This is a genomic window from uncultured Chitinophaga sp. (assembly GCF_902168175.1).
Classification (GTDB): Bacteria; Bacteroidota; Bacteroidia; order Chitinophagales; family Chitinophagaceae; genus Chitinophaga.
This window is the reverse complement of sequence record NZ_CABHOU010000106.1, coordinates 1-15,567: the sequence shown is the minus strand read 5'-3', so window position 1 is coordinate 15,567 and position 15,567 is coordinate 1. Positions and strand designations below refer to the sequence as shown.

Below are 15,567 nucleotides of genomic sequence, written 5' to 3'. Positions count from 1 at the left end.
TTAGTGTTTACAGCCAGGCCGGGTTTTGCGTGAGGTTAGGGTTACGGTCACGTTCGCCGGGTGGAATACGCCAGATGTAAAACTGCTGGTAAGCTCTTTCCGGCGTGTTTTGGTAAAACTGTTGTACGTCCCCGTTGTGTGTATCCTTCATCCAAACGCCCAGTGAATTTGGCTGCCCCCAGATAGCGGTGAGCTTTCTCCAGCGTTTGATATCAAAGTAACGATGACCTTCTGCAAACAGTTCAACAATACGTTCCTGCTCAATAGCATCGAAAAACACTTCTTTGTTGGCAGTTCTGGCGCCAGATAAAGCCGGCAGGTTACCGCGCCTGCGAATACTGTTCAGCAGGTTTATTGCATCGGCCTGCGGACCCGAAACGGCGTTGGTAGCTTCCGCGTACATCAGGAACACATCTGCCAGGCGCATTACCGGGTATGCATAATCGCCATCACTACGGCCCTGACCCGCGGTGTTACGCAGGAATTTACGCAGTACGTAACCGGAGTTAGTACCATCGGTATTATAAGGATTGTATACAACGCCATCAATAGTGATAGGTTGTGTCCATGTTTTATACAGGAAAGGTACCCAGCCGGTAGATTTAAGAGAGTTGAAACCAATGCTCATTTCGTAATCCCACATAATAGAAGACTTCATCCTGTAATCGCGGCCTGCATAACTCTGCGGGTTGATGGCCGAATTAGGCGCAGTACGCGCCCCCGCCACACCAGGATCGGTAGGCACCAGTTTAGGGGCAAAGTCGCCAGTGGAAATCAGCTGGTACCTGTCGGCAATCTCGTACCTGGGTGACACCCAGCACTGCGAGCCTTCGTGCGAACGGCCAGACACATCACGCATCAGTTCTTCACCCTGATTAGTGCCCGTACCGCCGTGTGTAAACACCATGATCATTTCTGTATTACCCTGGTTGGCAATAGGCGTAAACAGGTAATAATAGTTAGGCAATTTCTCCGCTTTGCCCGGCGGATCACATTCGCCCGGATCGCCATTGCGCCAGAGCGTAAGCCCATAGTCGTTGATCACTTTTTTAAAGTCTTCTGCTGCTGCTGTGTAGGCAGCTGTAGCGGCGGCCGGACTGGCAGTAAAACCCTGCAACTCAGGCCAGCCATAGTTGTTCCAGGAAGCCCAGAACAGCTGTAATTTACCCCTGAAGGCCAATGCTGCAGGTTTGCTCGCACGCCCAAACTCCGTTGCCTTTACCGGCAATTTCTCGAACGCGTAGGTAAAGTCTGCCAGGATGGAGTCTTTCACCTGCGCAATAGGAAGCCGGGACAGCGTACTTACTTCCGCATCAGAGAACACGGTATGGCCGATGTAAGGCACATCACCCCAAAGCGTGATCAGGCGGAAGTATAACATACCACGGAGCAGCCGCGCTTCTCCCACTACCCTTTCCAAACCAGGTACAGAGGCAGGTGCTGCAGTGAGCAGCATGCGGTTTACGTTATCGATCACGTAGTTGGCGCGGTTAACGCCGCCGTACAGGTAACGGTACATTTTATCGAACGTTTGTCCGGATGCACTGCCTACAGGCGAATACGTGGCGCCCTGGTAAGCATCCCCTTTCTGAAGGTTACCGGCAGTAGCGCTGGTACCGCGGGTTCTTATAAAATCGCCCATACCATCGTAATAATAATCACGATCAAATACAGGGCGGATATCTGCATAAGCACCCTGCAGGGCAATTGTGGCATCGGCCTCTGTTTTCCAGAAGGCGCCCGCATCCAGCGCGCCCGTAGGCACCTGGTTGAGCAGGTCTTTACGGCAGCCCGCCGCAAAGGTGGTCAGTGCCGTAAGCACCGCCATAGACCGTATAAATGTGTTAAGTCTTTTCATGATTGTTGCAGTTTAGAGCCCCAGGTTTACGCCAAAAGAATAAGATTTGGTAAGCGGATAAGCATTACTCCTGTTACCCAGCATTTCCGGATCGAGGCCGCGATAAGATGTAATGGTAGCCAGGTTTTCGGTAGAACCGAATACCCTGAAACTGTTGATCCTTAAACGCTGCGTCCATTTCGACGGCATGGTGTAACCCAACTGGATGTTCTTGAGGCGAACGAAGTTCATATTATCGAGCCAGAACTGTGTATCAGCACGGTTGTTACCGGAACCGCCCAGGCGTGGCCAGTTAGCATCCCTGTTATCGAGGTTCCAGGTGTCGTAGAAATGCGCCCACTGCGAGGCATAACGTTGTGTACCCGGATTGGTATTGTTGTAGTTATTGGTCACAAAGTCTTTTCTACCCATAGCCCCGGTAATGAGGAACGACAGGTCGATACCTTTCCAACCCAACGCACTGCGGAACGACAGGTAGGTAGTTGGACGATCGCGCTGGTATTTAGGGTACGCTTTCTGGTCGTTGCCATCTATCTTACCATCGCCGTTCAGATCTTTCCTGATCACATCGCCCGGCTGCGCGCCCTGTGGCGTGGCGTCGTACACGTCCTGCCAGGTTTGCGCAATACCCTGATCTTCGTAAACATACAGGAAGTGGTAAGGCATGTCCAGGAAAGTATACCCCCTGTTCAGGAACTCGTTCCAGGTTTCCAGTTTAGTCCAGTTATAAGACGTGTTGAAATTGAGCATGTAGTTAAAATCGCCGGCCTTATCGTTCCAGGTAATGTTTGCTTCCACGCCGCGGTTACGGAGGTTACCGATGTTTTTACGCGGGGCCGGATTGTAAGCGCCTGAAAGGTGAATGGAAAAATCCGAAGGACGGTTCATACCTTTCGTTAAACGATCGTAGTAATCAAGTTCCGTAGTCAGTCGTTGGTTGAAAAAGCCGAGGTCCAGACCAAGGTTCAGCACTTCTGTTGATTCCCAGGTAAGATCTCTGTTCACCATTTTGGTATTCACAAAACCTTTTACGCTGGTACCGTTAATCATGTAAGAACTGGGATTAAGCGTATTTAACTGCTCGAAGCGGCCCACACCACTGTTGTTACCCAGTCCGCCGTACGACACACGTAACTTACCGTTGCTTAAAAACGTCTGATCTTTCATGAAATTTTCCTGCGAGAAGCGCCAGCCGGCAGCTACTGAAGAAAACAGGCCATACTGGCTGCCGGGCAGGAAGCGCGAAGAACCATCTACGCGGAAGTTAGCTTCAAACAAATACTTTTCGTAACCGGTGTAAGTAACGCGACCAATATAAGAGCGCAGGCCCTCTGTGGCCGTGTTACCGGTAGCCGACTGGATATCAGGCAAAGCAGCATCGAGTTCATGCAAACTGGGATACAACCGGTCGTTACGTGAACCGTTCTGCCAGCGATCGTACCAATATTCCTCGCTGTATACGAACAGGCCTGACACTTCGTGGTTTTTCGCGATCGTGGTATTATAATTTATCCTGCCGTTAAACATCGTTTTATAACCAGTGTTGGTAAAATTCTGCACGCCCGCGTTATCACCCACATATACACGGCTGCCGAAAATGTTCTGCTGGAAGTTGAACGAGCGGTTAGGCTGATCGGCACGGTACCGGAATTGGTTATAATAGTTTAAGGTGTAGTCCATACGGGCGGTGAGGCCTTTAATCGGCGTCCAGTCGATGTAAGCAGTGGTATTGGCTTCCTGACGGTTTTGCCTGTTCAGCGTATTCTGGTAAACCGTATAAGGATTATATGCCTGCGGATCTTCGTTATAAGCCATTACACCGCCATAGTAACCCGATACAGGGTCGTAAGGAGTAATACCCGCAACAGCGTACTGCATATCGAAACCAGCGGTGTTCGTAGCATCGTCATCGGTAAAACCGTCTTCCAAAGCGTATACGAATTTGGACCAGTTACCGAAGAAACGTACGCCGGTATTGACATTCTTTTTCAGTTTATAGTCAAAGTTGAAACGTGCATTGTAACGTTGGAAGTCGTTATTGATCTGAATCCCCTTCTGGTCCATGGTACCGATGGAGAAAAAGAAGTTCGAGTTATCACTGCCGCCGGAAGCAGACAGGTTGTAGTTCTGCATCGTGCCGTCGCGGATAATCACATCCCACCAGTCGGTAGACGGATACCGTAACGGATCGATCATCGACAGCGCCATCCACTGGTCGATCGTGCCATTTTTAAACAACAGCTGCGCACGGGCCGTATTGCTCATTGCCGCACGCTGATGCACGGTGAGCGCACGGGCGTAATCGTTCATAAAGTCGTACGACTTTACCGGCGATTCCACCGCGTAGTTGCCTGTAAAGTTCAGCGCCGTTTTCTTCTGGCCCTTACCAGATTTGGTCGTGATAAGGATAACGCCATTGGCCGCGCGTGATCCATAAATAGATGCGGAGGTTGCGTCCTTTAATACCGAAATACTTTCGATATCATTCATGTCGAGGCGGTTGATGTCTACGTCGGGCATACCATCTACCACCACCAGCGGGTTTGCATTGTTTACCGTACCCATACCGCGGATCAGCAGGCTGGCAGAGTTTCTGCCGGCCATACCGCTGGATTGTGTTACGGCCAAACCAGGCACCATTCCGGACAAAGCCGAAGAGGCGTTTGGCAGCGAACGGCTGGTCATTTTCTGATCGACGTTGATGGCCGACACAGCGCCCACCATGTTCACTTTCTTCTGCGTACCATATCCAACCACTATCACTTCTCCCAATGCTTTTTGGTCGGACTTAAGTGTGATACTTAAAGACGACTGGCCGGCGTACTTTACTTCCTGGGTAAGATATCCCATAAAAGTGAACACCAGTGTAACGTCCTGTAAACGCGTACGAAGTGTGAACGCGCCTTTTGCGTCCGTAACCGTGCCGGCGTTTACGCCTTTTACGCTTACTGTAACGCCTGGTAAAGGCTGATTAGTTTCATCTGTTACCTTGCCTGCAATCACTTTCGTGTCGTCTGTCTGTGATTGCTGATCCTGGTAAAGAATTGCCACCGGTGCTGCCATTACATTAGCAGAAAGGGCAGTTAGCACAAGTGAGGGGAATAAAAGTCGCCGGGCATTTAGCCAGCGAGGTGCGAAAGACCGCGGTAAATGTTTAGACATAACGTAAAATTTGAGTGAAAGGCAATATGTGGCCGGGGCCGTATTTCGGACGGCCCGTTTTACAAGCAATACATTAAATACAAGACATTACACTGCCAGGACCGTTGTAAACGATCAGTACTCATTCAGCGCCAATTCAGCGAAAGCAATAATTATCCGGGCCAGTGCAATTGGCATTTATGCGAACGCCATCTTAATCGATGCAAACGTTTGCATGCAGCTACGTGAAAAATTGTTTTTTAAGGTGATGAAAATGACCATACGTGGATTTTTGGACGTGGGATTTTGGTTTATACGTGATGTAACAAATTTATATAAAAACAATCGATTGTTACAGCATTCTGTCAAATATTTTTTATTAAAAATGATCTTACGATGATAATTCTCTAAAAAAAGAGCTTGATAAGAAATGTATTTTAGACGTTTATCAAAGAAGGATTTTTCGGAAACAATTATTAATTTAAGCTGGGAATAGCCAATACGCCATATGGAAAAACCGCTTATCACACAACGCCTGATCATTCGGAAGATCACTTTAGATGATGACCTGTTCATTTTGAAATTATTGAACATGCCATCGTGGATAAAGTATATCGGCGACCGCAATATTAAGACCGTACCGGATGCCCGGCAGTATATTAAAACCGGGCCGCTACGCAGTTACGAAGAGAATGGTTTCGGGGCATGGGTAGTGATGTTGAAGAGCAACTTTCAACCGGTGGGCATGTGCGGATTATTTAAACGTGCGTACCTCGACCGGCCTGATTTGGGTTTTGCCTTTTTAGCTGCACATGAAGGGCAAGGGTATGGACTGGAAGCAGTAACGGCCTGCCTTGATTATGCAAGGAAAACGCTCGCCTTCAACAGCCTGCTGGCTATCACGCTGACTCATAATAACCGTTCGGTAAAACTGCTGGAGCGGAGTGGGTTCCGGTTTTTAAAAATGATCACGCCACCTGATGATGAAGAACTGGCCCTGTATGAATTGAAACAACAGTTTTAGCTGTCGTATTTTTGCAGTATCTTCCTACATCATTTCATTACTATAGCCCATGCAATACATCCTGATTGATACCAAGCCGGAAATGACAAATGCCTGGCACAGTTATTTCCAGAATGAGAAGAATGTGAAAATCGTGAATGGTGATATTACCCGCATTACCTGCGATGCGATCGTGAGTCCTGCCAACTCGTTCGGTTTTATGGACGGCGGGCTTGATTACAGCATTTCCGAGCGCCTGGGATGGGATATGGAGAAGGAATTGCAGCGGCGCATTAAAGCGCTTCCCGAAGGTGAATTACTGATTGGCACCGCCATGATATTAGAAACGGGCGATGATTCCATTCCCTTCCTTATTTCCGCGCCTACCATGCGGGTACCTACTAATTTTAATATCGATACTTCGGTAAACGCCTACCTCGCCATGAAAGCAATACTCATACAGGCAAGGCAGCACCAGGACGTTCATAGCGTAGCCATACCAGGGCTTTGTACGGGTGTTGGAAAAATGGACCCGATCATTGCTGCGCGGCAAATGTATTGTGCATTCCAGGAAATAGAACTGGGAGAAAAACAGGACTTCTCAAGTTTCGGGGCGGCGCAGAAATATCACCGGAATATTAATCCGAATGGAAAACTGTGGGATTAAAGATAACTGCTAGTACACACCTACCCTTCCCTTCTTCGCAAAAAAATCAAAACCCGCTCTCCTGTTGCTGATCTGCTGCAGGCGAATGCGGTTATACTGCTGCAGGAACATCGGGTACAAATTATACAATACATTGTTGACCGCCATAATAATGGCCCACATGTACTGTTCCTGTATGATAGCGTACACCATCGCGCCCAGCATATATACAAACAGGCCGCAGTGAAACCGTTCGTTCATATTGGCGCGCAGGATGTAATGGCGTACGCCCGAAGGTTCGCTGATGACCTTATAACCCGGGAAACGTTTGCGTAAAAGGCGGTTAATCACGTCGCCATCCTGGCTGAAACGCCGGATCCAGAGAATGCCGATACGTTTGTATACCTGAACGCCGCCGCCCAACTGTATTCGTTTGTAAAACGACGCTGGAAGCAACGCAGCCAGCAGGCTTGCACCCAACAGGATGTACACCCATAGCGGCAACATCTTATTAAAAGAAAAAAAAGTAGCGGGGGCCAGGTGGAGAATAGTCCAGCTTAGATTGGGCACCATGTTGTATAATGCGGTTGTTCTCCTGACAGTCGAGGTTTGCTGTGCCGAAAGTTGTGTGTTTTTCATAACAGTTAATTCAGGATGACGGAAGTTTTCAATAAAGGGGGTAATGGTTACTAAATATAATTAAAATCCAGATTTTCTCATAGTGGTTTAAAAAAGAAAAACGCCTGCACCAAAATCCGGCACAGGCGTTTTTACTATCATGTAATATTATTATTTCTTCTTTTTGGCACCCCTTGTTTTAGGTTTACCGTACTTCTTCATCATTTTGTCGGCGTGACTCACCTTCTTGTTCGTCTTCTGGTTATGCGCTGCTTTCGCGTGGAAAGCGGCACCGGCGCCTTCGCGTTTAACCGGCTTCAGTTTGATTTCTTTCACAATTACCTTTGGCATTTCATCCTCGGTAAGTACATCAGAAATCACCAGGTTTTCGGGCAGCGGGAGCATGGGTATCTGGTAATTCATCAATGCTTCGATCTGGTCCTGCTGTTCTTTTTCGCGGGGCGTAACGAGCAGGATGGCGATACCTTCCTTATCCGCGCGGCCGGTACGGCCAATGCGGTGAATATAACTTTCGCGTTCTTCAGGCGTATCGAAGTTGATTACGTGGCTCACTTCCGCAATATCCAGGCCGCGGGCGATGATATCGGTAGCAATGATGAAGCGGTAAGTGCCGTTTTTAAACTGCTTAACGGTATTAAAACGGTGGTTTTGTTCTTTGTTGGAGTGGATAACGCCCACCTGTCCGGGAAACCTCGTTTCCACCTGTTCGTACAACTGGTCTGCCAGTTGTTTGGTGGCCACGAACACCAGCACCTTCGTCATGTCGGGGTCGCTGGTGATGAGCAGTTCGAGCAGGTTTACTTTGGTGTTGAAGTTAGGCACTTCGTAACCACGTTGTGCGATGTTTTTCAGCGGCGTACCTGCCGGGGCAGCTTCTACCGTTACAGGATGATTGAAGTAGCTGTTGATCAGCGCCTGTACCTCGTCGGTAATAGTGGCCGAGAACATCAGGTTCTGCCGTTTCGCCGGCAGTAAGTCGAATATATTTTTGAGCTGTGTACGGAAGCCGAGGTTCAGCATTTCGTCCACTTCATCAATAATGAGTTTTTTGATCGATTTCAGTTTCAGCGCACCGCTGAGGGCTACATCTACCAGTCGGCCCGGGGTGGCTACGATGATATCCTGTTTTTGCTGGGCGGCCGCCATTTGCGGGTTCATATTGGTACCGCCGTAAATACCGAGGGTTTCAACGCTCATGTAAGTGCTGAGCTTTTTGATCTCTTCCACCACCTGCGCCACCAGTTCCCTGGTAGGCACAATTATCAGCACCCTTGGGAGCTTTTCCTTCGAAAACTCCAGTTGCCGCAGTGCAGGCAGCAGGTAAGCCAGCGTTTTACCGGTACCCGTCTGCGCAATGCCGCACACATCCTGCCCCGACATTACCACCGAAAACACTTTCTGCTGGATGGTGGTAGGCGTGGTGTAACCCAGGTCTGTTAAAGCGTTTAACAGGGGTTTGTTCAGGTTTAAATCTTCAAAAGTCATATTACGAATAAAAAAAATTGAACCGCAAAGGTAGCGCTATTCTTTGGCTTTAAGCACGCTCACCGTTACCAGCAACTGTCCGGTGTGCCGCATTGTGTGTTCTGCCGCATGAAACAGCAGTCCGATAACCGTGGAGGGCACCTGTTTGCGGCCAACGCCGCGTATTTCGGTAAGACGGGCCTCTTCCGTGGCTTTTAGCTGTTCCAGGCAACGATCTACCTGCCAGGAGAAGCGCTCCAGCAGAATGGCGCCGGTGAGGTCTTTGTGTACGATGGCTTCCATTTCCAGGTATTCGAGTTGCTCTGCAGATAAGGCTTCGGCACGGGCGTAAGTGAAGAGGCGGTCGAGTACCCCACAGAGGTGCTGGAGGTGGAAGGCCGGGGATGCCACTCCTGCGGGGCGCTCCCAGAGCCAGGCGTCATGAAAATCAGCCATCAGTCTTTCTATTTCCTCCCTGGCCTGCAGTAAAGCGTGCGCTACGGGTTGTAGTAACGCGGGAACGCCTGCTACCGGGCCTCTTTGCCAAACTTCCGGGGTAATGGTTTCCATGTTTTTTATTTAAATGTACGAATGCCCGCTTTTTTTCACCACTTTTGCGCTTGAATTTTTTGCAGACAGGACACAGCGCAACTTATGGGTAACATCATCAACATTGTAAAATTCAGTAAAACTTTCATGGTCGGCGAAGCGGCGGTACAGTTCGACTTTCTCCCTATGAACATCCGCATCCGCGAGCTTTACCAGGTTTATGCCACTCATGGCGAAAAGAAACTGCGTTTTCATATGCAGCTCAATAAAGAAGGCGTTTTCCGCATTACCGATAAAAACAGGATACCTGCTTCGTTCACTGCACTCGAGCAGGAATTATCCGATGCCATACTGGCCAGCTAATGGTCGATTCTCCGCTTTTACATGTTCATACCCCCACCCGCGCTTAACCAAAAAGGGCAAATATTGTATATTCGGCACTGAAACCATACAACAATGTCGAACATTCAATTAATCATAGAGGAAAGAGCGCGTGACATCGGCAACTTCATGGTGGGCAGGCTGCTTCCTTTCCGGGAAAAGAAAATGGTAGGCCCTTTCGTGTTCATCGATCACATGGGCCCCGTTAACATGAACGACCACCAGAACGTGGATATCGGTCCGCACCCTCACATCGGCCTTTCTACCCTCACCTACCTGTTCGAAGGCAATATTATGCACAAAGACAGTCTGGGTACGGAAATGGAAATTAAACCCGGCCAGGTAAACTGGATGACGGCCGGCAAAGGCATTGTTCATTCTGAACGTACGCCCGACTATCTCCGCCACAGCGACAAACATATGCACGGCCTGCAGATATGGGTAGCCCTTCCGAAGGAACTGGAACAAATTGACCCCAGTTTCGCGCATGTGGAAGAACACGAACTACCGCATTGGGAGCAGGACGGCATTGCTATCAAATTAATAGCCGGGGAAGCCTTTGGCAAAAAATCGCCTGTACCTGTTTACAGCAATTTGTTTTTCCTGGAACTGAAAAGCGAAACAGAACAGGTAGTAAACATCGGCGAACACCTGTACGGCGAATGGGGCATGTACATTTTGCAGGGCAGCATAGAAAGCGAAGGCAACACATTCGGCACCAAACAATTACTGGTCGCCAAACCTGAAGTATTCTGCTCTTTCAAAATGCATCCCAACACCACTATTTATATCGTAGGCGGCGAACCATTTCCCGAACAGCGTTTCATCGACTGGAACTTCGTAGCCACCAGCCGCGAACTCATAGAAGCTGCGAAAACAAAGTGGCGCGAACAATCGTTCGACAAAGTACCCGGCGAAACCGGTTTTATTCCATTACCCGAAGACAGTAAATTTCTAAAAAAATAAACAATGGCTAATACAGAGATCAAACACAAGATCATCCAGGGAGAACACGGCAAACGCGGTTCATTCGACTTTTTAGTAGATGGAGTAAAGCTGGGCGAGATGGCTTACGTAATGGCCGGTGAACACAAACTGATCATCGAACACACCGAGGTAGATGATAGTTTAGGCGGACAGGGAGTGGGTAAAAAACTGCAGACAGAATTAGTGAAGTATGTTCGGGAGCATAATATTAAGGTGTTGCCGTTATGTCCGTTTGCGAATGCGATGTTTAAGAAGATGCCGGAGTGGGGGGATGTGTTGGCGTAAAATGATTTAGAGGCGGCTCCGGCTGCCTTTTTTTTGCGTGGTAACTGGCCAGACTGAGCTAAGCGCGGCGTAACACACCCACCATATTGCCAGGAACACGACGTTTTGCAATATCAGAATCGATAGCCATGAGAGCCCAACCCATGCCAACATAAATAACGGCAGGTTGGCCGGTAGCGTAATGATCAGGGCCGGCAGCCATAACGGATGATTGTGATCAAAGCCTAATAGCTCGTATCGTGGAATGGATACCAGTACCACCAGGGTGCCGAGGAGTACGTATAGGAGGCTGAAGAAAAATGAGATGCGTTTGCTATTTTTTCTCATGGATGAACAATTTAGCTGCTACTTTCTCCTTCACTTCCGCAATTAGTTGATGTGTCCAAACAGCACCGGCGCGCTGCGTAAAATAAGTTTTACTGTTAACGTCGATGCGTATCATATCTTTGAAGCCCCTCGCCCAGAAATCAAGTATAACATTTACCTTAACATGTTCCCTGGGCTATACAGTTGTTTTAACCTGGTTTAAATGTAGTATTTGTATTTCGAGGTTACCGTTGCCATCATCAACGATTCTATAGAGAACTTGTACTGAGCGGGCGAGCCCCAATGATATGATAAACAACGAGAAGAAAGCTGACACGATAGACACTTCAATTCCCATGCCATAAGTGATTAGTTCATAAAGCCCGATCGCGATGAATAAGAGTACGAACCATCTGACTTCGCGCCAGAAGCGCGTGAGAAAGCTGCGGTTATGATCGGGGATGCTAATGAGTGTTGTTTTCATTTAATTATAATATGTCACATCTTCTGGATGAGCCAGGGCCGGCCAGGCTTATCCCGTATTGCACACCATCCTAACGGCAAATCGGCCACATCGAGCACCGAAGGATCATGTTCGATGATTTCTTCAAGTGCCAAAAGCAGGTAATCGCTATCATCGTGGCAAACATCATCACCGACAAATACCCACGCGCCATCATCCTCATGATGAAAGATGTTCAATATCGGGTGCCCCTGACGAATAACATACCGTGTTGTAAAAACGGCCACATTTCCCGGTTCGTTAAAGCTTTTCACTGTTCTATTATTCATGATACATTTATAAACTTAAATAGGCTAATACCAGACTCAACACCGACATGCCTGCATAAATAGCAGCAGGCTATCAATTCCAGCTATCCCCTATCCCTGTATGTGTAATCGGATTGTAATTCAGATAAATAATAACGGCTGCAAGTGTACCCAAAGTTAACAGCACATACGTTGCTAAAATAATTCGCCCCCTTTTCCTACCATTTTCATCTTCACTCCCGAATTTATTTTCTATTTTAATATATCTTTTCTTCCCGAAAACAGCGATCAAGTTGGCAGCCACAATTAAAATCCCAATAGCACCTGATACGTAAGGCTGATCAACTATTACTATTCGTTTCAGTAAAATACCTAATACTCCTAACAAAGTAGGGAAGTTAAGCATTTGCAATATTGAAAATAGCAGAACTGCACCATACCGGGGCTCGGAATTATCACCGTAATCACGGATAAGGACAAACAACCTGTAGTAGATATTAAAATACATGCAATTGCTTTTTTACTTCTCCTCTTTTACATGAAAAATCCTGGAAGCCGGATTTAGACTGGCACTACAAAGGTTCCAACTCTTTCAATCGCTTCAACAACATATCATAAACCGACATCTTACTGTAGATATCCGTTTCCCGGCTTGCCCTTTCGCTACAAACAAGCCTCATTCGTTTATCATCTCGTTTCACCAGTTTTTGCAAAATACGCTTGTTATTAATCTTTCTGATAACGTCCCACCTCCTATCGGTGCTATGAAACGCTATCAATCGAGGAAAAGGCGCATCAAAACAAGGATTAAACAAAAAGCCGGGTACTGATCCATTCCGGATGTTATTAGTAGAATCTGCATAACGGTCAACCATCTGATCAGCCTTCGTTTCTTCAGATGAATGTCCTTCAATAAAAACGGGGCTTCCTTTGCGCGAAGTATCTCGCTCTTCTTGGGAAAAGACGGGACCGGCAAACAGCAGGAGAATAAGAATTTTATTTAAAACAGGCATCATTATTAATCGAATTTAATCTTATTAGCGGCCAAGGTTATCGATTGCCCGTACATTATAAGTAGATTTAAGAAACGTGAAGACCTGCTAACTCCCGGATCGTCTTCGTTATAGATAATCAGAAGGGTATCTCCTGGTGCATAACCTCCTTCATTTAAAGTTTTTCCGGAATAGGCAACGCCACCTACATTGTGGTCGTAGCTTCTCTAGACAGCGCCTTTACCGCCGACCCGCTTTTTCGAAGTAACATATCCTGTCACTATCTTCCCATACTTCGCCAGCTGGTAATTTATGAACGTTTCTTTCCCCGTGCTATAAGCAACTATGCCAGCCAGCACCCATACGAATATTTTAAGCCATCGCCTCACGGAAGATTGGAAAGTCATTTCTTTTGAACGGCGTATTGCCGGGAAGCGCTTTTTCACCATGTACGTCAGCAGTTTATTTCATACCTGAACGAACTTTTTATTTCCATTGGTAATATAACAGCACGAGTTTAATAAATTTTTTGAAAAAAATTGTACTTTTCTTCCTCATCACCAATACATAGTCTTTGCTGGCAATATTAGGAATTACCTGGCTGATCATGTTCGTTGTCCACCTGGTCATCAACTTTATCATTTACGAAGCCATCGGTAAAGAAGAAGTTCTGAACGCTTTACGTCCGCACCATCCGGACAGTCCGGCATTCCTGATTGCGATTTTTACCTTCAGATGGTCAAAATCCTACCAGGAATATGAAAGTAGATCCACCGTGCGTTTGATGAAAATAAGCAATGTACTGGCTCCAATTCTAATCGTGTTCACGTTTGCGGGCGTAGTGATGTGGGCTATTAGCTATGGTAAGTAGTCACTTAATAAGTATGGGGAAGCCTTCGTAGCCACTCAGCAGCTTGTGAGAACAGCCACATTAAGGCCTTTCCTGCATAGCCGGTTTCCTATGTCTGACATATTTTTGGATGCAGTGTACCTACGAATAAACACTTGCTTGCACGGCTTTACTGATGCGAAGACTACACACGAGGATTGCTTCGTGCCTCGCAATGACGAACAGAGTGATGCCCGCTAACGCGGGCACACAATAGAACCTGGCATCCGTTGGTTGAGCACAATGTGCGGGAACGGGGCAACGCCTAACTGCGGACACAAAGACACTAACGGGTTTATATTTTTATCGAAATACCTACAGTCTGATAAACTTATGTAAAAATGCCCGAATCAACCACCCTTCGTACGAAACGAAATCCAGATCCAATAGATAAGTACGGCACCAAAGAACAACGCGCTCCCAATGACATCTTCTGCTGACGACTCATCCCGTCCATCGAATTCGTAGAAATACCATTCGTGCTTCGGGCTGAATTTGATATTTACAGTATCTTCTATTTTTAAAGTAGCGCAAGACCGATAGCTCATATTTACGATATGATTACCGTTGTTGTGATTAATAACGATCATACTATTGGACGTCCCGGTACTACAATCTACATCCAATACAGCGCTCCTTAATTCAATTCCATTTTTGAAAGTATCCCGCCGTATGTATGCCTTACCATAACCAAGTGCGAATAAGAAAATACTTATAAGAAAAAGTAGCATTACAGGAATATTCTTCCTTTTGAACATGGCTATCAATATATTACTTATGGATAAGGATGCAATTCCTGTAATTAAAGCTATCCCGGCATTTACAGGACCAGGCTTTCTTTTTCCAGAACACAAAAAACATTTCAATCCTCCCCACCCGGTTCTTCCTTATTGGGGGACATCCATAAGCTAGACATATAGGCTATTGGAATAAGGAATAACATGATAAAGAACAATGTTTTTGCAATTATTATTCCGATTGAGATCTCCGACCAGTTAGTCCACTTGAAGATCCAAACTCCACCGGCAAAAGCAGTGATACTAAGCTTTATAAAAAAATCTTACAAAAACACGATATCGTTCAGGGGGAGGAAATCCCTATTTTTAAACATCTCAATAGATTTTGCCAGTCCATAGGATGCTATCGAGAAGTATAAAACAATTAATAACGGATGATTTTGATCGACACATACCTCGAAATACATAATAATTGGTGTTACTAAACAAGCGATAATATCAAGTATTTCTATCGATCTCCTATTAAATTTCATAGGCTTATAATGACAATATACGATCTGTAATCAATATTAAAATACCTTCCTTTTCTACGCTACAATGATATCAAAAACCTCTCATAAATCAAACGCCGGTAAGCAAAAAAGCCGGTGCATATAAATGCACCGGCAACACGAACTACATATTTAGAATTAATCCTTCTAATTCACGGCTACCTTCGGTTGCTGCCCGCCCCTTCCGGTGCGGTCAACGATCTTTCGGAGGTTGCTGTAAACACTCAGAAATTCCTGATCGGTTACGAAGGCTTCGAGCATGTCGTCTAGCAAATCGAGCTGTTCGCGCATTTGCGAGATGAGATCGGCTATATTATCGGTGGCAGATTTACGGGTGCTGCCGGCAATAGCCCGCTGATTTACGAGGT

General features: G+C 46.8%; 17 protein-coding genes. 6 read left to right on the top strand and 11 right to left on the bottom strand.

What is annotated here, in order from left to right; translation table 11 throughout:
- Positions 1-7 precede the first annotated feature (7 nt).
- A complete protein-coding gene (locus QZT80_RS25670; RefSeq protein ID WP_295129063.1) occupies positions 8-1,858 on the bottom strand; it encodes a RagB/SusD family nutrient uptake outer membrane protein in 1,851 nt (616 codons plus the stop codon).
- Positions 1,859-1,870: 12 nt separating this feature from the next.
- Positions 1,871-5,020: a TonB-dependent receptor gene (locus QZT80_RS25665; RefSeq protein WP_295129061.1), complete on the bottom strand. Its 3,150-nt coding sequence runs from the start codon at positions 5,018-5,020 to the stop codon at positions 1,871-1,873.
- A 487-nt stretch (positions 5,021-5,507) separates the two neighbouring features.
- Between QZT80_RS25665 and QZT80_RS25660 the strand changes: the two genes are divergently transcribed.
- Positions 5,508-6,023 (top strand): GNAT family N-acetyltransferase, encoded by a 516-nt coding sequence (locus QZT80_RS25660; protein WP_295129059.1) that lies wholly within the window; start codon positions 5,508-5,510, stop codon positions 6,021-6,023.
- Positions 6,024-6,072: 49 nt separating this feature from the next.
- On the top strand, positions 6,073-6,669 hold the full coding sequence (locus QZT80_RS25655) for a macro domain-containing protein (RefSeq protein WP_295129057.1): 597 nt from the start codon (positions 6,073-6,075) through the stop codon (positions 6,667-6,669).
- A gap of 9 nt (positions 6,670-6,678) precedes the next feature.
- Here the strand turns inward: QZT80_RS25655 and QZT80_RS25650 are convergent, their stop codons facing one another.
- The 3 genes from QZT80_RS25650 to QZT80_RS25640 all read right to left on the bottom strand — a co-directional run bounded on the left by QZT80_RS25650 (position 6,679) and on the right by QZT80_RS25640 (position 9,321).
- A complete protein-coding gene (locus QZT80_RS25650) occupies positions 6,679-7,287 on the bottom strand; it encodes a hypothetical protein (RefSeq protein ID WP_295129055.1) in 609 nt (202 codons plus the stop codon).
- 150 nt (positions 7,288-7,437) lie between these two features.
- A complete protein-coding gene (locus tag QZT80_RS25645; RefSeq protein WP_295129053.1) occupies positions 7,438-8,772 on the bottom strand; it encodes a DEAD/DEAH box helicase in 1,335 nt (444 codons plus the stop codon).
- A gap of 36 nt (positions 8,773-8,808) precedes the next feature.
- Positions 8,809-9,321 carry a DinB family protein gene (locus QZT80_RS25640; protein ID WP_295129051.1) on the bottom strand — a complete coding sequence of 171 codons (513 nt, stop codon included), beginning with the start codon at positions 9,319-9,321 and terminating at the stop codon, positions 8,809-8,811.
- An 84-nt stretch (positions 9,322-9,405) separates the two neighbouring features.
- Here QZT80_RS25640 and QZT80_RS25635 point away from each other — a divergent pair, with 84 nt between their 5' ends.
- The 3 genes from QZT80_RS25635 to QZT80_RS25625 all read left to right on the top strand — a co-directional run bounded on the left by QZT80_RS25635 (position 9,406) and on the right by QZT80_RS25625 (position 10,953).
- Positions 9,406-9,663, top strand: coding sequence for a hypothetical protein (locus QZT80_RS25635; RefSeq protein WP_295129049.1), 258 nt, complete (start codon positions 9,406-9,408; stop codon positions 9,661-9,663).
- 93 nt (positions 9,664-9,756) lie between these two features.
- Entirely contained in the window at positions 9,757-10,647 is an 891-nt protein-coding gene (locus tag QZT80_RS25630) for a pirin family protein (RefSeq protein WP_295129047.1), read from the top strand.
- Between the two features lie 3 nt (positions 10,648-10,650).
- Complete coding sequence (locus QZT80_RS25625; protein WP_295129046.1) at positions 10,651-10,953, top strand: GNAT family N-acetyltransferase; 303 nt, start codon at positions 10,651-10,653, stop codon at positions 10,951-10,953.
- Positions 10,954-10,959: 6 nt separating this feature from the next.
- On the opposite strand, the gene QZT80_RS25620 is transcribed toward QZT80_RS25625, so the two are convergent.
- The 5 genes from QZT80_RS25620 to QZT80_RS25600 all read right to left on the bottom strand — a co-directional run bounded on the left by QZT80_RS25620 (position 10,960) and on the right by QZT80_RS25600 (position 13,046).
- Positions 10,960-11,280: a hypothetical protein gene (locus QZT80_RS25620; RefSeq protein WP_295129044.1), complete on the bottom strand. Its 321-nt coding sequence runs from the start codon at positions 11,278-11,280 to the stop codon at positions 10,960-10,962.
- Positions 11,267-11,395 carry a hypothetical protein gene (locus QZT80_RS25615; RefSeq protein WP_295129042.1) on the bottom strand — a complete coding sequence of 43 codons (129 nt, stop codon included), beginning with the start codon at positions 11,393-11,395 and terminating at the stop codon, positions 11,267-11,269. The genes QZT80_RS25620 and QZT80_RS25615 overlap by 14 nt, the downstream gene beginning before the upstream one ends.
- A 362-nt stretch (positions 11,396-11,757) precedes the next feature.
- Entirely contained in the window at positions 11,758-12,051 is a 294-nt protein-coding gene (locus tag QZT80_RS25610; RefSeq protein ID WP_295129040.1) for a hypothetical protein, read from the bottom strand.
- A gap of 73 nt (positions 12,052-12,124) precedes the next feature.
- Positions 12,125-12,538, bottom strand: coding sequence for a hypothetical protein (locus QZT80_RS25605; protein ID WP_295129039.1), 414 nt, complete (start codon positions 12,536-12,538; stop codon positions 12,125-12,127).
- Positions 12,539-12,602: 64 nt separating this feature from the next.
- Positions 12,603-13,046: a hypothetical protein gene (locus QZT80_RS25600; protein WP_295129037.1), complete on the bottom strand. Its 444-nt coding sequence runs from the start codon at positions 13,044-13,046 to the stop codon at positions 12,603-12,605.
- Between the two features lie 550 nt (positions 13,047-13,596).
- Between QZT80_RS25600 and QZT80_RS25595 the strand changes: the two genes are divergently transcribed.
- Positions 13,597-13,893, top strand: a complete 297-nt coding sequence (locus QZT80_RS25595) for a hypothetical protein (protein WP_295129035.1) — start codon at positions 13,597-13,599, stop codon at positions 13,891-13,893.
- A 1,453-nt stretch (positions 13,894-15,346) separates the two neighbouring features.
- Here QZT80_RS25595 and QZT80_RS25590 read toward each other — a convergent pair.
- Positions 15,347-15,567: hypothetical protein (locus tag QZT80_RS25590; protein WP_295129033.1), on the bottom strand; the 221-nt coding region annotated here is incomplete at its 5' end.